Raw genomic sequence first — 24698 nt, 5'->3', positions numbered from 1 at the left:
CCACACCACCCGACGAGAAGAACACCGTGAATTGCACCGCACCCTCCCCGGGCAAGGTGACCACGACCGCCCTCACCCCCACCACGCGCACCGAACTCGGCGCCACCACCACCTGACTTCAATTCTGCTGCCCCACACCACCCGACGAGAAGAACACCGTGAATTGCACCGCACCCTCCCCGGGCAAGGTGACCACGACCGCCCTCACCCCCACCACGCGCACCGAACTCGGCGCCACCACCACCTGACTTCAATTCTGCTTCTGCGCACGCCACCACACCACACCACTCGATGAGGAGAACACCGTGAAACGCACCGCGCCCTTTCTGGGCATGGTGATGGCGACCGCTCTCGCGCTCAGCGCGTGCGGCGGACTGGGCGCCACCACCACCGAAGCGAACGATCGCACCGAACCGGTCGCGCCGCTCGCGGCCGACCAGCAGGTCTCGATCGTGTTCGAGTCCTACAACTACGGACTCGCGGGTGCGTGGACAAACACCTTCAACTCGTTACTCGACGAATTCCGCACGGCACACCCGAACATCACGGTGACCGCGCAGAAGCCGCAGGGCAACAGCCCGAATCCGGCGACCGACACCATCTCGAGTATCCAGAACCAGATGGTCGCGGGCACCCCGCCTGATGTGGCGCAATTGGGTTTCAGCGACCTGGATTACACCATTCACGAACTCGGCGCCGAGCCGATCGATGAGCTGGTCGGCACGCAGGAATTGCAGCAGAACTTCGACGGCGTGCGGCACTCCTACGCACCGAGGGCACGCACGCTGGCGGATTGGGACGGGCACACCTACGGCATTCCGTTCGTCTTCTCCACGCCGGTGCTGTATTTCAACGCCTCACTGTTCGAGCAGGCCGGTCTCGATCCGGCGAAGCCGCCGACAACCTGGCAGGAGGCGACCGCCGCCGCCGACGCGATCACCGACAAGACCGGCAAGGGCGGCATCTACATCGACTGCCTCACCAAGACCGCCAAGGACTGGTGCTTCCAGTCGCTGGTGCGCTCCAACGGCGGCAGGGTGATCTCCGAGGACCGCACCCAGCTCACCTACGCCGAACAGCCCGCCGTTCAGGTGGCGGAGTTCGGCAAGCGATTGGTCGATTCCGGCGCGATGCCCAAACTGAATCAGCAGCAGGGCTACGAGGCCTTCGGACGCGGCGAGATCGGGATGATCCTGGAGACCAGCTCGGTGCAGGGCACCTTCGTCTCCGGCGCGAAGGACAAGTGGGACCTGCGTTCGGCACCCATGCCGAGCTTCGGCGCTGCCCCGACGGTGCCGACGAATTCCGGTGCGTCGCTGCACATCCTGTCGAAGGACCCGGCAAAGCAGCGTGCCTCGTGGGAGTTGATCAAATTCCTCACCAGCGAAACGGCCTACACCAAGATCGCCAAGGGCATCGGCTATCTACCACTGCGCACCGGACTGATGGACGATCCGAACGGCCTGCAGGATTGGTCGGCGCGTAATCCGCTGCTCGGCCCGAATGTCGCGCAGTTGGCGACGATGGAGCCGTGGGTCTCGATGCCGGGTACCAACTACCTGCAGATCCGCGACGGCATGATGGACGCCGTCGAGGCCGTCGTCTTCCAGGGCAAGGACCCGCAGCCCACCCTGACCGCCGCGGCCCAGCAGGCCGCCGACCTCCTGCCCGCGTCATGAGCGCCGTCACGATCCTCCAGCTGACCGACACCCACATCCGCCCCGAGGGCGAGCGGGTGCACGGCGCGGTGGACACCTACGACAACCTCAGCCGGGTACTCGACCAAATCCGCTCCGCTGGCCGCAAGATCGACGCGTTCGTGCTGTCGGGTGACCTCACCGACAGCGGGTCGCCGCAGGCCTACCGCCGACTGCGCGACGCGGTGGAACCGGTGGCCGCCGAACTCGGCGCCGAACTCGTCTACGTGATGGGCAATCACGACGAGCGCACACCTTTCGCCGTCGAACTGCTCGGAATCGACGCCGGCGCAGTCGATCCACACGCACCGCACGATCGGACGGTCGAGGTTTCCGGGTTGCGGATCGTCGCGCTCGACAGTACGACGCCAGGCCATCACGACGGACGGCTCGAGCAGCAGCAGCTGGATTGGCTGGCCGAGCAACTGCGCGAGCCCGCCGAACACGGCACGCTGCTCGTGTTGCACCACCCCCCGGTCCAGTCCCCCGTCGCGACCACCGAATACCTGCGGTTGCAGCAGCCCGAACGGCTTGCCGAGGTGATCGCGGGCACCGATGTGGGGCTGATCATCTGCGGACACAACCATCTCACCGGCGCGGCCGCGATCGCCGGGATCCCGGTGTGGATCGGGCCCGCGATGTCGTATCGGATCGACACGTTCGCCCCCGCTGGCCGCCACCGTGGGCTGGTCGGCTTCGGGTACAGCCGCATCGATGTACTCGAGGGAGCCGTACCCGGCTCCGCGCTGGTAGCGACCGCGATCGAGGCGACGCCCGCCGCCAGCGTCTACGACAGGGCCGAAGCCGAGGTGCTCGCGCAGTTGGTCGAATTGTCCGCGCGGGCAGGGTAATCGGCATGTTCGTCATCGACTCACCCGGCACGACACCTGCCGAGGACGCCGCCTCGGCGCCGGAGGCTGTTGTCGTCCACCGCCGCGCCCGGTTTCGCCGGGTGGGGCGGTGGGTGGTGCCGTACCTGTATCTGGCTCCCGCGCTGATCCTGCTGGTGGTGTGGATCTACCGACCGCTGGTACAGGCGATGCAGCTGTCGACCTATTCGTGGAATCTGCTGCCGACCTCGCCGATGAAGCCCGTCGGCACCGGCAACTACGAACGACTGGCCGAGCTTCCCGCGTTCTGGGATTCGATCGGCCGCACCGGCGTGCTGATCCTCGGCCTGCTGCCGTTCACCGTGGTCCTTCCGTTGCTGCTGGCGGCGGCGACCAAACGCGTGGGGCCGCGCGCTCGAACGATCTACCAGGCATTGGTGTTCGTGCCGTTCCTGGTGGCGCCGGTGGCCGCCGCGGCGGTGTGGCGGTGGCTCTTGCACCCCGGCAGCGGCTTCGTCGACCGGATTCTCGGCTCGGATCGCAACTGGGTCTACGACGCGAGCACCGCGCACCTGGTGATCATCGTGATCACCGGCTGGCAGTTGCTCGGCTTCGCCGTGCTGGTGGTGTGGGCCGCGATGGCGGGGATCAGCGGTGACTACGATGAGGCGGCCAGGGTCGACGGCGCCAGCGCGGGCCAGATCCGGCGCTGGATCACTTTCCCGCTGCTGTCGCCGACGGTGCTGTTTCTCGTGCTGACCACCGTATTGCTCAGTCCGACACTGACATTCCCGTTGATCGACTCGATGACCCAGGGTGGTCCCGCACAGTCGACCACCAATATCTATTACCTGCTGTGGGATTTCGCCTTCCACAGCTTCGACGCCGGGCTCAGCGCGGCGGCGGGGGTGTTGTTGTTCGCCGGATTCGGCGTGGTCGCCGGGATTCTGGTGTGGATCTCGGAAAAGGTTGCCTTCCATGATGATTGATCGACTCCGCCGGGTGGGCAGCCACACGCTGCTCGCCGGGACGGCGCTGGTGTGTGTGTTCCCGATCTACTGGCTGCTGGCCACCTCGCTGCGCCGACCCGAGGATGTCACCTCGCTCTCGCCGCTGCCGTGGCCGATCTCGATCGCCAACTACACCGACGCGGCGGCGAAGGTCGACGTGCTCGGACTGATCGGCAATACCTTCTTCGTGGCGGTGTTCTCGGCGGTCGGACAGTTGTTGGTGGCCTTGCTGGCCTCCTATGCCTTCGTGATGTACACCTTTCCGCTGCGCAATCTGCTGTATCTCGCGTTCGTCGGCACCTGGTTGGTGCCGTTCCAGGTGACGATGCTGCCGAACTACGTGCTGCTCACCAACCTCGGATTGATCAATTCGCTGGTGGGCGTTGTGGTTCCGACGCTGTGTTCGGCGCTGGCGGTGCTGCTGTTGCGCCAACACATGGCGAGTTTCCCGAAGGAGCTGGTCGCGGCGGCGAAGATCGACGGGCGCTCGTCCTGGTCGATTCTGTGGACGGTGATCGTGCCGAATCTGCGGCCCGCGCTGGCCGCGCTCGGGATCCTGTTGTTCATCAACGCATGGAACGAGTACTTCTGGCCCGCGGTGGTGCTGCGGCAGTCCAATAGCGTCTTGCAACTGGGGCTGCGCAGCTTCATGGGTACCGAGGGCGATCAGTGGGGGCCGATGATGGCGCTGGCGAGCCTGGCATGCCTGCCTGTGCTGGTGATGTATCTGCTGCTCCAGCGCCACATCGTGAACGCGTTCGTGCGGTCGGGGTTGAAGTAACGGCTCAGCCCGCGGCGACCGACACCTGCGGATCGCTGATGAAGTCGGTGATCCTGCCGTCCTCGACCACGAAAACGCCGGGGGTGATCGCGCCGTTGCCGTGCGAATCGTCCTGGTAGGTCGTGCGCACCACCTTGGAGAACAGCATCGACTGCGCCTCGGTCAGCGCGTACGGCACCGCGTAGATGCAGGTTCGTCTCGGCACCGACACGAGGATTCGGTCGGTGCCGAGCAGTTCCTGCGCCTGGGTCATCGCAGCGGGGTCGAGTACCTTTTCCGAGGCGAGGTCGTTGCCGGAACAGGTCGCGACCGGCAGGGTAAGGATTTCGCTGATCTCCCAGCGGTAACGCAGCCTGCTCAGATTCGCCGACATGGTGGCCCATAGTTGTCGGATATCCACCGATTTCGGGTCGAATCCGGACATTCGGTACTCGTCGCCGGCGTCCTCGGCCATGACCACAATGGGTGCGGTCGAATCCTCGGGCCCGGTGCGCCAGTGCGACATTCGATCTCGGTATGCCCAGTCGGACGGCTCCAACAGGGGAAAGCTGGTCATGTCAACCATTCTGTCTCGCGCTATGTGATTGCGGCGCAACCATATACGCCGCCGACCTGGCCGTCGAGAGCTGCACCGAAGTCTGGTTTCCCTGCGTGAGAAGAGGTTTCAGTACCTGGTACGCGGGGGTACTCGACCCCTGCTCGGCCGTGCCGCACACCGGTCGTCCCGACGCGGGACATCGGCGATGTGGCGCAAGCCGCAGCGACGGTAACGGCGAGCACGTAACCTCTAGATACAGCAATTATTTCCCGATGGATATTTCGTGATGAAGGAGTGGCAACGTGGCCGAGGTGAACGGCGTGGATCTACGCCAGGACAAACCACATTCGGCCCGAATCTACGACTACCTCATGGGCGGGAAAGACTTCTACGAGGTCGACCGGCTCGCGGCCGATCAGATCGAGACCGCCATTCCCGACGTCCGCTTGGTCGCGCGGGAGAACCGCAAGTTCATGAACCGCGCCGTGCGGTACCTGGCCGAGAACGGGGTCCGCCAGTTCCTCGACATCGGCACCGGCATCCCCACCGAACCCAACCTGCACCAGGTGGTTCAGACCGTGGCACCAGAATCTCGTGTGGTGTACGTCGACAACGACCCGATCGTGCTCGCGCACGCAAGGGCACTGCTCAGCGGCACCCCCGAGGGGAGAACGCAGTACGTTCACGCCGACCTCACCGCACCCAACACCATTGTGGAGTCCTCGGAACTGCGGGAGACGCTGGATCTTTCGCAGCCCGTCGCGCTGAGCCTCATCGCGATCGCGCACTTCGTTCCCGGTGCCCAGATCTACGACATCGTCCGCACCCTACTGGCGGCGTTGGCTCCCGGTTCGTACCTGGTGATGACGCACCTCACCGCGGACTTCGACGCGGAAACCGTCGCCAAGACCGTCGCAAGCTACCAGGCGAACGAAATCCCCATCGAGGCGCGCAGCGAGGAACAGGTCGCACGCTTCCTCGAGAATCTCGAGCTCGTCGAGCCCGGCCTCATCCAGTTCCACAAGTGGCGCAACGACGGCATCGAAACCCCCAAGTCCTACGACACCCGCATACCCGGCTGGGGCCTCGTCGCACGTAAGCCCTGAGCGCGAGCGGCCGCGGTTCGACCGGCGGCGACCCCCGCGGCAAGTACTCACCCGATCGATGCTCGTGAGGAAGGGGCGACGATGTGACAGATGTGAACGATATGGACCTGCACCAGGACACACCACATTCTGCCCGGATCTACGATTACCTGCTCGGCGGCAAAGACTTCTACGAGGCCGACCGGCTCGCCGCCGAACAAATCGAGATCGCCATCCCCGACGCGCGTCTCGGCGCCCGCTCCAACCGCGAGTTCATGAATCGGGCGGTGCGCTACCTCGCCGAGAACGGCATTCGCCAGTTCCTCGACATCGGCACCGGTATCCCCACCGAACCCAATCTGCACCAGATAGTTCAGGAGATCGCCCCGGAATCCCGTGTGGTGTATGCCGACAACGATCCGATCGTGCTCGCGCACGCCAGAGCGCTGCTCAGCGGCACCCCCGAGGGCAAGACGCAGTACATCCACGCCGACATCACCGCACCGCGAACTATCCTCGAGTCGCAGGAGCTGCGGGAGACGCTGGATCTGTCGAAGCCGGTATCGCTGAGCATCATCGCCCTCGCGCACTTCATTACCGGCGAGCGCGTCTACGACATCGTGCGCACCCTGCTCGAGCCCCTCGCCCCCGGCTCACACCTGGTGATGTCGCACCTCACCGCGGACTTCGACCCCGAAACCATCGCCAAGACCATGGCCTCCTACGAAGCGAGCGGCATTCCCCTCGAAGCGCGCGACAAGGAACAGGTAACACGCTTCTTCGACGACCTGGAACTCGTCGAGCCCGGCATCGTCCAGCTCCACCAATGGCGCAACAACGGCATCGAGACGCCGAAGTCGTATGACACCAGGGTCCCCGGCTACGCGATCGTCGCCCGCAAGCCCTGAGCGGCCGGTCCGCGCTGCCGCGCCTGATCCGAACCCAACCGTCGACGGATGGGACTCGTCGGTGTCGTCGGCGAGGAAGCGCGCGAAGAATTCGAGGAAGCGTTCGTGATGACGCCGCGTCTCCTCCTCGCTGTGGGAGTGATCTCTGGTGCAGACGGACTAGTTCAGGACCGGGCGTGGTGAAATGGAATAGGATTCTGAAATGCGCTGCTCAACAGCATAATTGCGCTGGCGAATGGTGATAGCTGTCGGTAATATGTGGGCATGGGGGAACAAAGCAACTCGCCGCGCCAGGCAGGTCTTGGGTTGCTCGATGCTGTCAGCCAGTTATCTGATCGTGATTGCACTCCACTGTCGGATGAACAAGTTCTCGATCAATTGCGTGAAATCGAAACCGCGACCAGGATGCTCGCCTCAGCAAGCATTGCGACCCTGGTCGAGGTCTCCGATCGTGGGATGCCCGCACGAGCGGGAGTTCGCGCGCTGAAGAAGTTCTTGATGCAGACACTGCGGCTCTCGCACGTGGAAGCTGGCGCACGGGTCAACGCTGCCATGAGCCTCGGGGCCTGGCATGCCATGGACGGCAGCGTCCGCGAACCCGAGTTGCCGCACACCGCAGAAGCTTTGCGACAGGGCGAGATCTCCACCGACCATGCGCGTCATATCGCGAAGGTGATGAAACGTGTCCCCGCATCGACTCCGCACACAGATATGCAGGCAGCAGAAGAGATACTCGCCGACTTCGCGCGTGACGGGTCACCCGACGACATACCGAAAGTCGGGGATCGGATCCTGGCGCACCTCGACCCCGAAGGCACACTCACCGACGATATCGACCGGCAACGCATGCGCGGCATCATTATCGGAGCCCAACGCGCGGACGGTATGTCACCGATCAGCGGCGAAATCACCCCGACGCTGCGGGCATTGCTGGATCCACTCGTCGCGAAATACGCGCGTCCCGGCATGTGCAATCCCGAAGACCCCGACAGCCCCCGTGGCATCGAGTCGGTCGACCGTGACGTGCTCGCGTCCGCGGCCGGTCGTGATCGGCGCAGCGCCGCGCAACGCACCCACGACGCTTTCCTGGCGATCCTGCACCCCGACAACACAGCGGGGTGGGGCACCCACCGGGGCGTACCAGTGTCGACGATACTGACGATGAGCGTGGCGGAGGTCGAGAAATCCGCCGGTGTCGCGACCACCGCGACCGGCGGCGCGGTCCCGATGCGGGAAGCACTGGAACTGGCGCAACACTCGAAACCGTTCCTGGTGGTATTCGACCATGCTGGCGTCCCTTTACATTTCGGGACCACGAAACGCCTCGCGACCCGCGAACAACGCATGGCGCTCATCGCCACCGTGCGGGGCTGCTCGCGTCCGGGGTGTGACGCACCGGCGAGTCTGTGCGCTGTCCACCATGTTCGCGACGCCGCCAAGGGCGGACCCACAGACATCACCAACGAAACATTGGCCTGCGATGCTTGCCACGCGTTGATTCACGACGGCCCGGGCGGTTGGAAAACCGTTGTCATGGACAATGATTCCGCATATCCGGGACGAACCGGGTGGATCGCACCTGCCCATATCGATCCCACGCGAACCCCGAAAATCAACCACCGCCACCGCGCTTCGGAGTTACTCGCCGCCGCCCTCACCCGGATCCATCACCGCCGCGAACACCAACGACAACAACACCAACAATGGCTACACCAACACCACCCACCGCCCGCCGCATGAGACCGGCGGCAGGCGCCCACAGATGCGCTACCCGAAAGCTCCGAGCGGCCGGGCTGCGCTGCCGACGCATGGCGCTCATCCCACCGTGCGGGATGTGATGCGCCGTCGAGTCTGCGTGCTGTCCATCACGTTCGCGACGTCGCACAATCGGGGACCGGCCAGACCCACCGACTCGGGTTTTACTACCAGCTGGCGAATTCGACGACGGTTCCCTCGGGCGCTCGCAGATGCGCGACCCGCATTCCCGAGTCGGCCTGGTCGGTCGGCGCCCAGGCCGTGCGCGCACACGGAAATCGCCCTCGCGTACCGCGGCGGCCACGTCATCCACGCGGAGCACCACCCCGCGCCGAATCCACCTGTGGCATCACCGGAATCGTCCGCCCCCTCGGAGAATCGACCATCAGCCGCCGCTCGAACAAGGCGACGTCGGTGCCACCGTCGAGTTCGAAGCACCCGTATTGCCCGGTCTCGCCACGCCCCGCTGAGTCTGCGTCGCACCGGGGCCGCATCGTGGTGGCCCCGGTCGAGCAACGGCGTTCGCGTAGTCAGCCCTGCGCAGGCGGTTGTGGGATAAAGTGGCCGACTGCTGCGGGAAGACGTGCGCCCGCGGTGCGGAGTTGGGCTACTCGAGTGAGGTAGGCGGCGCCGAGCATCAGTTGGTCGGCGATGTCGGCGACGTGGCGGTTGGTCGGGTCAGCGAGATAGGTGCCCGCAGTCCAGGTGTTGAAGGCGCCCATGGCGGGGCCGCACCAGACCTGATAGTCAGCGGCACGGTCGGCTTCGCCGCGGATGCTCCAGCCGGAGGACAAGCCCAGGTACCAGCGGAAGACCAAGGCCATCTTGCGTTTCGGGTCTGCTTCGGCACCGACGAGTTGGGCGGGATCGCGTTCGGTGAAGAAGTCGACGCAGTCGTGCCATACCTGTTCGAGGGGGCGGCGGAACAGGGTGCGTTCCAGGTCGGCGCGCAATGTCTCCGGAAGCGAGTCCATCCCGTCGTAGGCGCGGTAGGTGTCGTAGAGGCGTTGGGCGCGACCGGCGAACATGGTGCCTCGCCGCAGCACCTGTACCTGGACGCCGAGTTCGAACATGTCCGAGGACGGCGCCATCACGCAGTCGGCGAAACCCGCTGTCGCCAACAGCTTTTTGGTCGCTTCGCACTGGGCGGCCTCGCGGGTCGACTGGTTCACCGAGCCTGTCACCACGTAGGCCGCGCCGAGCGCGAACGCGGCGGCGGCCGCCTGCGGGGTGCCGATTCCGCCCGCGGCACCGATGCGGACCGTCGCGGCCGCGGGGAACTCGGCGGCAATGCGGTCACGGGCCGCGAGCAGTTCCGGTAAGAGCACCAGCAGGGGGCGGCGGTCGGTGTGGCCGCCCGAGTCGGCTTCGGCGGTGATGTCATCGGCCATCGGCACCTGCTCGGCAAGGCGGGCTTGTTCGGCGGTCACCGCGCCGTAGGTGACCAGTTCGCGCAGCAATACCGCGGGCGCTGGCCGCAAGAACAGCTCCGCCACCTCGACGCGAGACACCTTTGCCACCAGCCGGTTACCTACCTCGACCCGCCCCTGCTGATCCGCGACGAGCCCGGCCACCCTGTAGCGCACCACTTCTGCGGTGAGATTCATGAAGGCCGAAGCCTCCACGCAACGGACCTCGTGCCGTAAACACGAGTCGACGATGGCGCGCTCCAACGCGGGTTCGGACGGGCTGTGAATCAGGTTGCACGCGAACGGCTTTGTGCCCAAGGTCCGGCTGAGCTCGGCGAGGGCGCTCTCCACCGCGCGCGGCGCCACCCCCGCCGCGCCGTAGGAGGCGAGGTATCCGGCGTCGGCCATCGCCGTCACCATCGGCACCGAAGCGATCCCATTGGCCATCGCGCCAGCGCAGTAGGCCGCGCGCACGCCGTGCGCGACACGAAATCGCTTGTCTCCAAGTGATTCCGGCGACAAAGACCCTACGGCGGTGAGCACCTCACCAGCTGCGGCAAGCCGCTCGGACGAGGTCACCCCCACCCTGCCTTCGTAGCTCACGAACCAGGCGGGCCGGTGCACATCCAGCAGCACAGCAGCGATCTCGTCCGCGGTCCGTGCGATCGTCTCGACTTCGGTCGTTGTCATAACCTGTCCCTAAGTTCTGCGATGAACAACAGATTCATGCCCTGCTCACTAGAGCCGGGCGGCTGGCCGGTGCACTGCGAGCACCCACCCCTGAGAGCCCCGAAATCCCCCTTGGACAGCCGGTTCCAGCCGACGCCTCGGCGCGATAAAGAGCTCGCGCGGTCGGATTCGGTCATCACCGGCGCCGATGCGCACGAAAGCTTTCGTGGGCAGCGACACCCACCACCAGCACCACGCGAAACAACGCACTCACCGCCGGACTCACCAATCAACAACACCGACACACGCAAAAGCACACGCGAGCAGCGACACCCACCACCCGAGCGGGGGACAACGCCACTGCGGCCCGACTCAACCAGCCAAGATGCCGCCGCCGACGTGCACGAAAGCACCCGCGAACACCGACCCCCGCCACCAGCACGACGCGAAACCACACCCTTGCCGCGGGGCTCAGTAATCAACGGCGCCGCTGCGCGCGAAAGCATTCCCGGGCAGCGATACCCGCCACCAGGACCGCGCGATACAACGCCGCTGCGGCCCGACTCGGCCGCCGACAGTGCCGATGCGCACGAATGCGTTCGCGGGCGGCGGTTCAATTCATCAGCGCTCATAGTCCGCGCTGACTCTCGGTGCCGCCCACCAACAGGTGGCGCGCACAAGTACGGGGCCAGAGTCGCAGCGCCCAGCGCCCAGGCTCATTGCGAGACCTCTCGTTCGCGCAGCTCTACGGCTAGATCGGTGAGTTCGTAGATTCGCAGGCCCGGCTTCCACAGCGAGCCGTCGACCAGGACGGTCACACCGTGCTCGTCGCGGCGCACCTCCTTGATGTGTGCTTCCAATCGCACCGTCGAATCGGTGGGGAGGAATTGGCCTCGGTAGCGCCAGCTGAACGGTAGGTCGGCGGGGATGCCGAAAACCGGGTCGGTAAGCGTGTCGGCGAACCCGGCGTCGAGCATCCATTCCTGGACGGCGTGGATCACCGACTCCACCCCGAGCGATCCGGGAATCACCGGGTCGAGGTAGAAGTGCCGGGCGAAATACCAGTCGGTGGCATCGATTTCGCGCAGCGAGTGCAGGTAGCCCGCCGCGTAGTCACCGCCGCCGTCGACCACTTCGATGCGGTCGATCAGCGCCAAATCGCGACGGGAGCACAGGGGCGCGTTCGGGTCGTCGCGGCGCGCGGCCACGTCGATGGTCCGCACGGTGGCGTCCCGGTGGCGTTCCAGCCAACTCGGGGCGTCCTTGCCCGCGTCGAGGCCGGTCTGATTGGCCAACGCGCGGTCGTCGAAGTAGCCGAACATGGTTTCGCCGGTGTAGAAAGGTTCGCCGTCGACGCTGAGCGTGTAGTCGAAGGTCTGCAACGACGAGCCGGGCAACAACGTGGTCGACAACAACCGCGAAGTCTGGCTGATCGTCTTGTCCCGCAAGTCGACTCGACGCGAGACCGTGGCCGTTCCACCTAGATTGCGCAGACTCAGGGTGGTACCCGGCTGGGAAAGCGTCGGCCCCGCGTAATAGCCCATCAGCAGCGCCGCCTGCAAGGAGGTCTCCATATAGACGAAGTGCGGCATGGAGCCGTTGGCGGTGTCGGCGTAGTACCAGGAGTCGGCCGGTGAGTCGTACTCGGTGACGTAGGTGGCCGAGTCCATTTTTCCACGCGCGCCGTCGAATTCGAGGACACGATCCACCAGCAGCAGGCCGCCCGTTGGTAGACGGGTCGCACGCACGCCGGTGTATTCGGCGAATTCGGGCCCCATGGCGATGGCTTGGTCACCGCGGGCGAGATGTGCCATGTGGAACTCGTTGAGCAGAGTGCCCGGTGCAGCTTGACCTGGGCCGACCTGTGCGCCAGCGGCCTCATCTACGGTGAGGCGGACACCGATCGCGACACCGGCGACGGTCGCCGTCGCGGTGAGGTGCGGCCTCGGCACCAAGTCGAGTTCGTCGACGACAAGCTCGAGGAAGCCGGTACCGACCCCGGCGTCGCCGATCGTCTCGGCATGCAAGGTGCTGTTCGACAGGCACAAATGCATGCCGGTGAAGAGTGCGAACACCTCGGCGGCCTGGGCCACCGCCGCGCTCGTCGAGCCCTCGAAATACGCGGTGACACTGCCCTTTCCGGCTCCACCGTACAGCTCGATGACAGCCACTTCGGTCAGCACCAGCGGCGATCGCGCGGCCACCCGCGCCACCGATTCGACGTCACGGCGCGCGTGCTGCGCGCCGAACGCACCGACGATGTCACCGTGCGCGAGGAGTTCGAGTGCCGCGCGATCCAATCGGGTACGAGCCGTACGCGCCAAGGCTTTGAACGATGCTTCCGGCGCGAACGCGGCCGCAGATGCGTTATGCCGGAACGAGTGCGGTGCGGGTTCCGCACCGAACGCGCTACGCGACTGCGGTGTGAACAACGCTGGCGGCGTGAACGTTACCCCCGGCGCACTCTCCGCACTCGACCGCGACGCAGACTCTACCCCGGAGGCAGGGCGCGGCTGCGGCGAAGTTCCCTGCCCAACCGACCGTGGCACAGCCTTCACTAGGGCACCCGCCGACGCTGTCGTGTCAGCATCGAATGCGCTGTCCCATGCTGCCCGTTGCAGGGCCAGTTGCGCTCGCATCGCCGCCTGATGTGCGGCGACGACGCCCGCACGAAGCTCACTGAGTGGGTTGGGCATTCGGGTGGTCGCCTCCGGGGCGGTTACCGCGGCGGGCCGGCGCGCCGGTGTCGCTGGCTGCGAACTACCCCACTGCACGCCGGGTTTGCCTCGTGTCGTTGTCGAGTCAGCGGCCTCGGGGGTCGATTGTCCGCCGGTCGCCAGAGCGCCGCCCAACTGCGTCGCGCCCGCGGCAGGGGCCACCGAGCCAGCCCTCCCCGTCGGATCGAAGGCCGCTCCGTCGAAATCCGGTTCGTCGAAATCGAGAACTGTCATGCCATCCACCTCCTCACCGAGGTTTGGAACTTCTCCGTCAGATCAGGGGTCGTCACCACGACGACGCCCGAGAACCGTTGCAACAAATCACCGTTCACCGTGCTCGCGGTGGCGTCGATGCGCGCGTCGTACCGGCCGACGCGCGCGTTGTCCACGGTAAGCACGAACGACTCACCGGTGGGCAGTGGTCGGAAATATTCGACCTGCGCGACCCCCAGTGGCAGGCACGCGGAGCCGAGCAGTCGGTGGCCGAGCACCGGAGGACCTTGCAGGAGCAGATCGGCCAGCACCGGATCGTGCAGCCTGCCCGTGTATGCGCCATCGGCGACCACCGTGGACGGCAGCGCACAGTCGAACACCAGTGCCTCGTCGGAGGCGCCGCGCAGGGTCAGCCCTTGGAGCGCGGGCGCGTGGAACTGGATGCCCGCGCGGTAGATATCGGTCGTGCTCCCGGAGAGCGTCGGAATCGTCTGCCGTGCAGAGTATTCCGGGTCTCCGGTGGCGGCAAGGAGCGTGGCACGGAAGTGAATCCCGTTGTCGCCGTGCACAGTGACCAGGATCGAGGTGTACCCATCGACAGCAGCACCCGGCGCCAACTCGATTTCCAGCTGCCCCACCTCGCGGTCGAAGACCAGCCCTTTGAGCACCTGGAAATCACGCACGCCGAGCACCGTGTACCCCGGCAGCCGCCGCTCGACGACGTGCACCATCGCACCGAGCCCGAAAGTGGCTGGCAGCACGAGATGTTCGCCGATGCGGTGTGCCTGGATGATCGGATCGTCGGTGAGTCCGGTGAGCGAGCGCGTTGCCCGCACCGACCGTACGTCCGGCACGGCGGGACCCGACAGCGAGTGCGCGGGTCCGACGAGCACAACCGTGTCGTCGGCGCGTTCCTCGGTGAACTGTTCGGTGAAGGCCGCGGCACCCACCTCCGGTGCGAGCAAACCGATTCCGCGTGCGGTAAAGAGTTCGCGCAGCGCAGGTGTCACCATGCCGCCGTCCCACGCACCCCAGTCGATCGCCGTCACGTGGCAGTCGGGATGTGCGTGGCGCCAGCTGGCCGCGAATCGAGTCAACGCCTCGTTCGCCGCGGCGTAGTCGGCTTGTCCCGCGTTGCCGAACAGGCCGGCTACCGAGGTGAACAGCACCAGGTGCCGCAGTGCGGGGAGTGCGCCGAGTACCGCCCGAAGACCGGTGATCTTGGGTGCGAGCACACGAGCGATGGATTCGCTGGTCTTCTCGCCGATCATCGAGTCGGCCAGCACTCCGGCACCGTGCACCACACCGGTGACCCTGTCGTGCCACGGTGCGAGTGCGGTACGCACCGCGGCCTCGTCGGTGACATCGACGGCTAGGTAATCCGCACGTGTGCCGAGCGCGGCGAGCGTGGCGCGAATCTCGCGACTCGCGAGCACATCGGCGCGGGCACGCTCGATATCGCGCGGCTTTGCGCCGGTGCCCGCGAGCGCGCGCACCGCTACCGGCTTGAGCTGATCGTCGGGAACCCCGGTGGCCCAATCGGGTTCGTCGGTCGGTTCGGAGCGACCGAGCAGCACGAACCGAGCCGCACTGCGTTCTGCCAGCGCTAGCACGCAGGTCGCCGTGACACCGCGCGCTCCTCCGGTCACCACCAGCACATCCGAGTCCGTGAGCAGGCTCGGCGGCTGAGCATCACCGGGAAGGATCTCGGTGACGGTGCGAGCGGGACCGTGTGTACTCGGCACGAGTGTCCTACGACGGCCCTCGACGTCGATGCCGACCTCGAGGGTGTCGCGGGCAACGTCGAACAGTTCGGTGATCACCAGCGTCGCGAATCGCGCGTCCTCGATCGTCGGGTCGATATCCAGCGACCGGCACAGCAGCGACGGCACCTCCGCGGTAAGGGTTTTGACCACTCCGCCGACACCGCCGAGCAGAGCGTCCTCCGTGGACGCGGTTCCGAGCAAACCCAGGTGACCATCGAGCCTGGTCACCGTGACGAACGCTGCCGTGTACGGCGCGGCGAGCAACTTCGGCGTAAGTCGACCCGCCGCGACGATCGCGTCGGTGAGCCGACGTGCTGCTGAATCCCCTTCGACCCCAACGCTTTCAGTCACATTTCCGAGTACGCCCACGCACACATCGAGGTGTTCGACGGTATCGAGATCCTCGATCGTGTGTCGACGTACCGACCAGCCACGGCGCGTGAACGCCGATTCCAGTGCGGTGCACTCGGTTTCGCCCGACCCGAGGTCGAGCAATACGACCGTGGCGCTGTCGCCGTACGGCGCGACAGCCTGGTCGACGGCGGGCAGGGTGACCAGTTCTACGAGGTGCCGCGGCGTACCGGCCGCGGCCTCAGCTTTTGGGTAGACATCACCGCCGGCCACACCCAACTCCTCGGCGACCTGATCGAGCGTGCGCAGCGTGCCGAGCTGTTCGGGCCCGAGGTTCGGTAGGTCAGGGAAGCGTTCCTGCAACGCACCGATCACCTGCACCCGCTTGATCGAATCCACACCAAGATCCGCCTCCAGATCCATCGTGGAATCCACCATCTCCACCGGATAGCCCGTCTGCGCGGCAACCACCTCGCGCAATGCCTGGCGCAGTTCGTCGACCGACCGTCCCGCGCTCGCGGAATCGACACCGGCCGCCGTGACACCCGCGTCCTGTCCCGACGAAATATCCAGTGCTGCAACACTACTCGCTGCGCCGAGCTGATCGGCGACCTGATCCAGAGTTCGCAGCATGCCCAACTGCTCAGGACCGAGATTCGGCAGCTCAGGAAAACGTTCCTGCAACGCACCGATCACCTGCACCCGCTTGATCGAATCCACACCAAGATCCGCCTCCAGATCCATCGTGGAATCCACCATCTCCACCGGGTAACCCGTCTGCGCCGCAACCACTTCGCGGAGAGCGACGCGCAAATCAGCTACGGAGGGACCGCTGAGATCAGCCGCCAGTGTTGGCGACTCCCCCACTGCCGCCGCACTGTTCGCCGCGCCGAGCTCATCAGCGACCTGATCCAGAGTTCGCAGCGAACCCAACTGCTCAGGGCCCAGGTTCGGCAGCTCAGGAAAACGCTCCTGCAACGCACCGATCACCTGCACCCGCTTGATCGAATCCACACCAAGATCCGCCTCCAGATCCATCGTGGAATCCACCATCTCCACCGGATAGCCCGTCTGCGCCGCGACCACCTCACGCAAGGCAAGACGCAGATCATCCACCGAGGGGACGGAATTCGCGGATGCGGCGGACGCCGGAGACTCTGGACTCGACTCCGCCGCAGGACCGTTCAGCGTTGGCGCACCGAGCTCTTCGGCGACCTGATCGAGCGTTCGCAGCGAACCCAGCTGCTCAGGGCCAAGATTCGGCAGCTCGGGAAAACGCTCCTGCAACGCGCCGATCACCTGCACCCGCTTGATCGAATCCACACCCAGGTCTGCTTCCAGATCCATGGTGGAGTCGACCATCTCGACCGGGTATCCCGTCTGCGCGGCTACCACCTCGCGCAGGGCCAGGCGCAGATCGTCGACCGTGGGGCCGCTGGTGGGGGCTGCGGCGGCGACCGGGGTCGCTGCCGGCGCGGGGGCTGCTTCGGTGCGCGCGTGACCGTTCGTTTGGGCGGCGGATGTGGGCGCAGGTGCCGTCGCGGGTGCGGCCGCCGAGACCGAAGCGGGCTGCGGCTGCGGCTGCGGCTGCGGCTGCGGCTGCGGCTGCGGCTGCGGCTGCGGCTGCGGCTGCGGCTGCGGAGCGTTCGGCGCGGCGTGCAGCGGTGGGCGTACCGGGGCCGACTCGATCGCGGTGCGTGGCACCCGATGCGACGGTGTCACGGTGGGCGCGAGGGCAACGCCGCTCTCGAGCTGAGCGAGCTGGCCGAGTACATCGCTTGCCCGCGAATGGCTTTCGCTGATCGCGACGGCGTGCTCTTTGACGGCCTCGATGGCGCGCACGGTGGCCTCGTCCAGCGGGCCGCCGCTCAGTACGCCCGCGAGCCCTCGGGCCATGTCCAGCTGTCCGTCCAGGAATTGCCGGTGCGATTGCAGATGTTGGGTGAGCGCGCTGTCCATGGCGCCCGAACCCTGGTCGTAGGGCTGTGTGGGTGGGTACACGGTGGTCTCCGATGATTCGGTGAAAGTCTGTGGTGCACCCGGCCTTTGCGGGGAGCGCGCCGAATCCGCTACCGATGCGGGCCGGTGTGCGACGGCAGTCGCGGCGGGAGCGACGACGGAGGCCGGTGCAGACGCGGGCACGGAGGCAGACGCTGAGGCAGGTGCAGAGGCGGGTGCATGCGCCGATCCAGGCGCGGGTGCCGATCCAGATGCGGGTGCGGGCGCGGACGCGGGTGCGGGCGCGGGCGCGGACGCGGGTGCGGGTGCGGGTGCGGGTGCGGGTGCGGGTGCGGGTGCGGACGCGGGTGCGGGTGCGGGTGCGGGTGCGGGTGCGGGTGCGGGTGCGGGTGCGGGTGCGACAAGGGTGCCAGCGGGCGCCGCCGATGCCGAGCCGTTGCTATTGCCGTTGCTATTGCCGTTGCCGTTGCCGTTGCCGTTGCCGTTGCCGTTGCCGCGAGCCTCCACGGCGCCCACGCGATACCCGTTGGCCAACACAGCCGCGTACGCCGCACGGCGAGTCTCGGGCACGTACTCCGGCGCCGACATGGTCACCGTCATCGCCCGCTTCTTGGCCGGGAGCGGGAACGGCTGTGCACCATGATGATTGATCCCACTCAAGGAGAACCCGAGCACCGCCAGGCGCACCGCGGCACGAACCAGCGTGAGATCACTGTTGCCGATCGGCCCGGAGTCGGTCGGAATGGCGATCACGTCGTCACCGAGCGTGCGCCGAACCAGCGAGGTGAGCACCTGCTTGGGACCGAATTCCACGAACACCGTGACACCGGCCTCGCGCATGGCGGTCACCGAGGACACGAATTCGACCGGCTTGCCGAGCTGTTCGGTGAGGATCGCCCGATTCGCGACCACATCGCCGCCGTAGCTCGCGTCGGCGGTATTGGCATACACCGGAGCATCAGGTGCGCCGATGGTCACCGCGGCGGTCGCCTCGGCGAACGCCGACACCGCGTGCCCCACATAGGGCGTGTGGAACGCGCCGGACACCGGCAGCGCCCGATTCGCGACTTCACGTTCGGCGCACCGCGCCACCACTGCGGCGACCGCCTCGGCACCGCCACCCACCACCACCTGGTCGGGTGCGTTGTGGTTGCAGATCCAGACGTCGTCGATTCCGTCGATCAGCGCACCCACCACCTCACGGGTGGCATTGAGCGCGACCATCGTGCCCACCTCGACGCCGGGTTCGGGCGTCATCGCCACACCACGTGCCCGGGAAAGCGCGAAGAAGTCCTCGGTGCTCAGCGCCCCGGATGCCCACAGCGCGGTGAGCTCGCCGTAGCTGTGGCCGAGATATCCTTCGACCCGCAAACCCCACTCGCGCAGCGCGCCGAACTGGCCCGCCGCGAGCGCGCCGATCGCGGGCTGCGCGAATTCGGTACGGCGTAAATCGATTTCCTGCGCCGCTGCCTCGTCATCCGCGAACGCGGGCGGCGGAAACACCACCGACGACAGCCGTTTCGGCGCACCGGCGAAGGCGAAGTTAGCGGCGTCGAAGGCCGCGCCGACGGTCGGATTGTGCAGTGCCACTTCGGCACCCATATCGACGTACTGGCTGCCCTGCCCGGCGAACAGCGCACCGACCTTGCGATCCGGCAACGCACTGGCACGGAAGTACACGCCCTCCGGGTGGTCCCACGCGGTGGCGTCGGGATGGCCGATCAGCTCGTCGACAGCCAAAGTCCGCAGGTGCTCGGCATTCTCGTCGTCGACGGAGACGAACCCGATGCGCGCGTGCGCCTCCGGAATATCGCCGCCGTCGCTCGCCTCGACACTGCGCACGGCATCGATCAGACCGGCCACATCGGGTGCGTGCCACAGGTGTGCGCGCGCCGTCCTCGCCAGCACGGTGTATCCGTCGCGGCTGGCGTCGGCCTCCTCGAGTACGACGTGAAAGTTGGTGCCGCCGAATCCGAATGCCGACGCGGCGGCAGTGCGCACGGGACGCTGCGGGTCGCTGATCCACGGCCGGGTGCGGGTGTTCACGTAGTACGGCGCGGCGGTCGCGGCGATCTCCGCATTGGGTGCGGTCACATTGATCGTGCCTGGTAGCACCTTCTGGTGCAGCGCGAAGGCCAGCTTCATGAGGCTCGCGGTGCCCGCGGCGCCCTTGGTGTGTCCGATCTGCGATTTCACGCTGCCGAGTGCGGCGAACGCCGTTTCCGAAGTCGCTTCGGCAAGCAGGGATTTCAGCGCGGTGAGTTCGGTCTTGTCGCCGACGGGGGTGCCGGTGGCGTGCGCCTCGATGAGCGCGACATCGGCGGGTGAGATCTCGGCGTCGGCGTAGGCACGGTCGAGCGCGACACGCTGGCCGCCCGCACGCGGTGCGTAGATGCTCTTGGCCCTGCCGTCACTGGAGGAACCGAGCCCGCGGATGACGGCGTAGATCCGGTTGCCGTCGCGGCGCGCGTCGGCGAGGCGACGCAGCGCGAGCATGGTGATGCCCTCACCGAGCAGGGTGCCGTTCGCGTCGGCACCGAACGGGCTGATCTGACCGGTCGACGAGAGCGCGCCGACCTTGCTGAAGCACAGGTAGATGAAGATCGTGTTCTCGGTGTCGACACCGCCGGTGATCATCATGTCCGCACGGCCGTCCTGCAATTCGGCGATCGCGGTGCGCAGCGCGGCCAGCGAGGCAGCGCACGCGGCGTCGACGGTGCAGTTGATGCCACCGAGGCCGAGGCGGTTGGCCACCCGGCCCGCGGTGATGTTCGCCAAAAGACCGGGGAAGGAATTCGCCTCCCACGGTGGGTAGGCGGCGATGAACTTCTCCGCGATCGCGTCGGCGTCCGCGTCGGACAGCCCCACCGAACGCGCTGCTTGCTTCAGCACCGGAGTCGACAGCCGCGCGGCGAGCGGGTGCATGAGCGGCACGGGGCCGGTCGTGCCGAGCACCACCCCGGTCTTGCCGGGGTCGTACCACTCGGAATCCACCGCGCCCGCGTCGATCAGCAGATCGCGGGCGACACCGAGCCCGAGGGTCTGCATCGTGCTGGTGACCTCCAACTGATTCGGCGGCAGGCCGAATTCCAGGGGATCGAACTCGATGTCGGGCAGGAAGGCACCGCGCCGGGAGTAGGTCTTGTCCTGCGCACTCGCGTCGGCGTCGTAGTAATCGTCCAGGCTCCAGCGGGATTCGGGAACCTCGGTGGTGCAGTCGACACCGTCGACGATGTTCTGCCAGTACTCGCGATGGTTGTGCGCGTGGGGCAGCAGCCCGGACATCCCGACGATAGCGATCGGGTCGCGCGCCAGGCGTCTGTCGTCTGTCACGAATTTTCCTCTCGAACCGGATGAAAAGCGTTCAGGCCGCGACAGTGGTCGCGGTAGTCGAGGCGATGAGTTCGGCTGCGCCGGCGGCGAATTGCCGATGCCCGAGCGAGCTGGGATGCAGGCCGTCGGCAGTCCACAGTTCCTGGCGGGCCCAGCGGTCCTCGACGGCGATGTCGAGCAGCAGCGCGCCGGTGTCCGCGGTGACCTCGGCGAGCACGCTGTTGGCGAAGACGAACCGCTCGCGCAGCAGCGCGCGGAAGCGGTCCGGTACCGGCAGGCGCGCCGGGATATCCGGGTAGCTCGCGGTGAAAACCGTTGCGCCACCGGCACGTAATGTGGCGAATATGGTGCGGATATTGCGCTGGAATCGGTCGGCGTCGAAGTCGCTGACCAGATCGTTCACCCCGACGACCACGCCGTAGAGCGCGCCGCGCGTCGAGACCGCCTCGGACAGTTGGCTTTCCAGCACGGCCGTGGTGGTTGCCCCGTGCACGCCGAAATTGCGCACCGCGGCCGGACGCAAACCGAGCTGACCGCCGAGACGAGGCACCCAGCCGCGATAACCGCCGCCGATCTTGTCGTCGCCTCGGCCCTCGACGAAGCTGTCGCCGAGTGCCGTCAATCCGCCGCTCATGCGCGCACCCCGTCTTTGGTGGTGTGGCGCGCCTCGACCGGGAAATCCAACTTCTCATACAGTGCCGCGAGTTCCTGTTCGCCGAAGTACTTTTCGGGCGGGTAGGTGCCCGCGATCAGGCCGAAGAAGTTCTTCGTGTAGTCGGCGTCGAGGCTGGTGGCGCGGAAGACCGAGTCGTAGTACGGCGTCAGCGACAACTCCGAGATGCTCAGGGTTAGCTCGAGGGTGCTCGCGCTCTGAATGTCGCGGTCGCGCTGGTATTCAGCGAGGGCTTCGTCCATCGGCTTGGCACCCGAGAGCCCCTCGTCGACGCGGTCGGCCAGCAGCTGGCTGTATTTGAACGCGTCGGTGATGCCCCAGCCGGTGAAGGGATCCTTGTGGTAGCCCGCGTCGCCGACCAACGCCCACCCGGGGCCGTAGGACTGGCGACGATAGTTGTCCGGGTAGAGCATCGGGCGGAACGGCTCGGCGCGTTCGCCCGAATCCTTCAGGTTCACACCGAATTCCGGGTCGATCTGGGAAACGATCTCCTGCAACGACGCGTCCGGGTCGGCACGGAACTCGCGGAACCGGTCACGCTTGCGCATCACCGCCACCATCGCCAATTCGTCGTTGGTCGGCCACGAAGCGAACTGCTGCTCACCGAAACCGGTGCGGTGCTGCATGCCCCAGTCCAGCCCCGAGTAGTAGGAGTAGTAGATGAAGCACGCGCCCGGTGAGCCCTCGTAGATCTCGGCGCCGACGGCCTTGGCGACCGTCGAGTTCGCGCCGTCCGCGCCGACCACCAGTTTCGCCCGGAATTCACGTTCGGGCCCCGCACCCGCCGCCCCTCGGATGCCGACAACGCGGTCGTCCTCGAAGATCAACTCGCGTACCGCGAAACCCTCGATGACCTCCGCACCCGCGGCACCGGCTTCGTCGACCAGGATCTTGTCCAGCACGGTGCGGCGCGGGCAGTACACCGCGTCGATGCCCTCGGGCATGGTGCCCGCGGCGGGCGGGTTGGCGAAGCCCTTGATGACGATGTCGGTGTAGGAGAAGTTCAGCTTCCGTATCGGCGGGGTGCCGCTGGCGATCACTTTGTCCAGCAGTCCCCAGTGCTTCAGGAAGCCGAGACCGGCCTGGTGGATGTAATGGGTCGAGGGAGTGTCGCTGGGGAACGTGGCCCGATCGACGGCCAGCACCCGGTAACCCTTCCTGGCGAGCAGCATGGCCAGCGGGGAACCCGCCACCCGTGTTCCGACGACAATGACGTCATACATGAGTTCGCATCACTTTCCGCTAGTCGAATTCCAATTTCGAGTCTGTGGCCGATTCGCGCGCACAACCACCGCGACGAGCTCTGATTCATCGGCCGATCGGCCGTGACTATCGTGCGGGTGCGCTGACGGGATACAACTGGTCGATATCCGCCGCATACGCCTCCGCAATGACATTTCGGCGAAGTTTTCGTGACGAGGTCAATAATCCGGCTTCCACCGTGAAATCACCCTCGACGATCCGGAATGCCCGAATCGATTCCGCGCGCGACACCAGTGAATTCGCCTCGGCGACCGCTGATTCGACGGCGTCGTGCGGGTCCGCGTCGGGATGCCGGGTACGCCACTCGGCCAACCGCGCCGCGTCGAGGGTGATCAGCGCGGTCACATACGAGCGGCCGTCACCGAGCACCATGCAATTGCTCACCAACGGGTGCAGCCGCACGCGGTCCTCCAACGGCGTCGGTGCGACGTTCTTTCCGCCGGAGGTCACCAGGATCTCCTTCTTGCGTCCGACGATCCGCAGGTATCCGTCGGCGTCGAGGGTGCCGAGATCGCCCGTGTGCAACCACCCTTCGGCGTCCACGGCCGTCTGGTCCGCGGCGCCACCCCAGTACCCCGGCGACACATGCCCACCACCGACCAGCACCTCGCCGTCTTCGGCGGCGATCGCCACGGCCGTACCGGGGATCGGGCGACCCACCGTGCCGAGGCGATTGGTGCCCGCCGCGCTCACGGTCACCGCCGTCGCCGATTCGGTGAGTCCGTAGCAGTTCAGCAGTTCCACGCCGAAACCCGCGTAGAACCCGACGGTCGAATCGTCGAGCGACGCGCCGCCGGAGATCACGAACCGCAACTGCCCACCCAGCGCCCGTGCCACCGGGTTGTCCACCGAAGTCAGCGCGCCGGACGCGCCTGGCTCGCGCAGTGCCGCGAGTCCCGCGCGCACCGCCGCGTCCTCCTGCTCGTCGGTGAGCAGCGTGCGGCAGTGTTTGCGAATCTTCTCCAGCGCGTAGGGAATCAGGGCAAGGAACGTCGGCCGCAGCTTCGGCAACGCGGGCACCAGGTCCGGGATGCTCGGCAACAAATGGGTGCGGCTGTGACCGTAGAGGCACGCGAACAGGATGGTCTGGCCGAACACGTGCGACAGCGGCAGCGCGTGCACCGTGGTGCCGTCGAACATCTTGCCGGTCCGCACGACGGTGTTGGCCGCCGCGACGAACATGTTGCGGTGCGTGATCAAGCAGCCCTTCGATACGCCCGTCGTGCCACTGGTGTACACCAGCATCGCCAGGTCGTCGGCGCGCACAGCGGCGATCGTCGCGGCGAGATCGTCGGCGATCGCACCGCGGGACCATTCCTCGATGCGCTCGAACGTCCACACCTCGCCCGCACCGGCCGCACGCAACCGTTCGGCGTCGACCTCGGTCTCGGCGACGAAAAACGCACTGCCACTGTCGGAAAGGATGTGGGTGATCTGAGCGTGCGACGAGGTCGGGTACACCGGAACCACCACGGCACCGAGCGCGAGCACCGCGCAGTCCAGCAGCGCCCACTCCAGTCGGGTGGGGCCGAGGATCGCGACCCGGTCGCCCGCACGGACACCGCGGGCGGCCAGCGCCGAGGCCAGCGCTCGCGCGCGCAGGTCCACCTCGGCGCAGGTGAGTGGCACGCCGTCGGGCCCGCACAGCGAATCCCGCTGTGGACTCTCGGCCGCGGCGGCGGAAATCATCGAGTACAAACTCGCGGTATCCGCTAAATCCACACCGTTTTCGGCGAACGAT

14 protein-coding genes are annotated in these 24698 nt (G+C 66.6%); 7 read left to right on the top strand and 7 right to left on the bottom strand.

The window, feature by feature from the left end; all coding sequences use genetic code 11:
• Positions 1-305 precede the first annotated feature (305 nt).
• The 4 genes from ABEA50_RS22135 to ABEA50_RS22120 are packed head-to-tail and all read left to right on the top strand — an operon-like array spanning position 306 to position 4318.
• On the top strand, positions 306-1679 hold the full coding sequence (locus ABEA50_RS22135; protein WP_345497567.1) for an ABC transporter substrate-binding protein: 1374 nt from the start codon (positions 306-308) through the stop codon (positions 1677-1679).
• On the top strand, positions 1676-2548 hold the full coding sequence (locus tag ABEA50_RS22130; protein WP_345497566.1) for a metallophosphoesterase: 873 nt from the start codon (positions 1676-1678) through the stop codon (positions 2546-2548). Before ABEA50_RS22135 ends, ABEA50_RS22130 begins: the two co-directional genes overlap by 4 nt.
• Before the next feature lie 5 nt (positions 2549-2553).
• Complete coding sequence (locus tag ABEA50_RS22125) at positions 2554-3516, top strand: carbohydrate ABC transporter permease (RefSeq protein WP_345497565.1); 963 nt, start codon at positions 2554-2556, stop codon at positions 3514-3516.
• Positions 3506-4318 carry a carbohydrate ABC transporter permease gene (locus ABEA50_RS22120; protein WP_345497564.1) on the top strand — a complete coding sequence of 271 codons (813 nt, stop codon included), beginning with the start codon at positions 3506-3508 and terminating at the stop codon, positions 4316-4318. Before ABEA50_RS22125 ends, ABEA50_RS22120 begins: the two co-directional genes overlap by 11 nt.
• A gap of 4 nt (positions 4319-4322) precedes the next feature.
• Here ABEA50_RS22120 and ABEA50_RS22115 read toward each other — a convergent pair whose 3' ends face one another.
• Positions 4323-4874, bottom strand: coding sequence for a hypothetical protein (locus tag ABEA50_RS22115; protein ID WP_345497563.1), 552 nt, complete (start codon positions 4872-4874; stop codon positions 4323-4325).
• 284 nt (positions 4875-5158) lie between these two features.
• Here ABEA50_RS22115 and ABEA50_RS22110 point away from each other — a divergent pair, with 284 nt between their 5' ends.
• The 3 genes from ABEA50_RS22110 (at position 5159) to ABEA50_RS22100 (ending at position 8589) form a co-directional block, all read left to right on the top strand.
• Positions 5159-5962, top strand: coding sequence for an SAM-dependent methyltransferase (locus ABEA50_RS22110; RefSeq protein ID WP_345497562.1), 804 nt, complete (start codon positions 5159-5161; stop codon positions 5960-5962).
• An 83-nt stretch (positions 5963-6045) separates the two neighbouring features.
• Positions 6046-6849: an SAM-dependent methyltransferase gene (locus ABEA50_RS22105; protein WP_345497561.1), complete on the top strand. Its 804-nt coding sequence runs from the start codon at positions 6046-6048 to the stop codon at positions 6847-6849.
• A 264-nt stretch (positions 6850-7113) separates the two neighbouring features.
• Entirely contained in the window at positions 7114-8589 is a 1476-nt protein-coding gene (locus ABEA50_RS22100) for an HNH endonuclease signature motif containing protein (RefSeq protein ID WP_345497560.1), read from the top strand.
• Between the two features lie 545 nt (positions 8590-9134).
• On the opposite strand, the gene ABEA50_RS22095 is transcribed toward ABEA50_RS22100, so the two are convergent.
• From ABEA50_RS22095 to ABEA50_RS22070, 6 genes are all read right to left on the bottom strand, one after another.
• Positions 9135-10703 (bottom strand): PfaD family polyunsaturated fatty acid/polyketide biosynthesis protein, encoded by a 1569-nt coding sequence (locus ABEA50_RS22095; RefSeq protein WP_345497559.1) that lies wholly within the window; start codon positions 10701-10703, stop codon positions 9135-9137.
• A gap of 695 nt (positions 10704-11398) precedes the next feature.
• Positions 11399-13006 carry a hotdog family protein gene (locus ABEA50_RS22090; RefSeq protein ID WP_345497558.1) on the bottom strand — a complete coding sequence of 536 codons (1608 nt, stop codon included), beginning with the start codon at positions 13004-13006 and terminating at the stop codon, positions 11399-11401.
• A 623-nt stretch (positions 13007-13629) separates the two neighbouring features.
• Positions 13630-21021, bottom strand: a complete 7392-nt coding sequence (locus ABEA50_RS22085; RefSeq protein ID WP_345497557.1) for an SDR family NAD(P)-dependent oxidoreductase — start codon at positions 21019-21021, stop codon at positions 13630-13632.
• Between the two features lie 31 nt (positions 21022-21052).
• Positions 21053-21655 (bottom strand): SGNH/GDSL hydrolase family protein, encoded by a 603-nt coding sequence (locus tag ABEA50_RS22080; protein WP_345497556.1) that lies wholly within the window; start codon positions 21653-21655, stop codon positions 21053-21055.
• Complete coding sequence (locus ABEA50_RS22075) at positions 21652-22917, bottom strand: NAD(P)/FAD-dependent oxidoreductase (protein WP_345497555.1); 1266 nt, start codon at positions 22915-22917, stop codon at positions 21652-21654. The genes ABEA50_RS22080 and ABEA50_RS22075 overlap by 4 nt, the downstream gene beginning before the upstream one ends.
• Before the next feature lie 106 nt (positions 22918-23023).
• Positions 23024-24646: an AMP-dependent synthetase/ligase gene (locus ABEA50_RS22070; RefSeq protein ID WP_425577692.1), complete on the bottom strand. Its 1623-nt coding sequence runs from the start codon at positions 24644-24646 to the stop codon at positions 23024-23026.
• Between the last annotated feature and the right edge of the window lie 52 nt (positions 24647-24698).

This window comes from Nocardia callitridis (assembly GCF_039543305.1).
GTDB lineage: Bacteria > Actinomycetota > Actinomycetes > Mycobacteriales > Mycobacteriaceae > Nocardia > Nocardia callitridis.
This window is presented reverse-complemented; position numbering and strand designations above follow the sequence as displayed.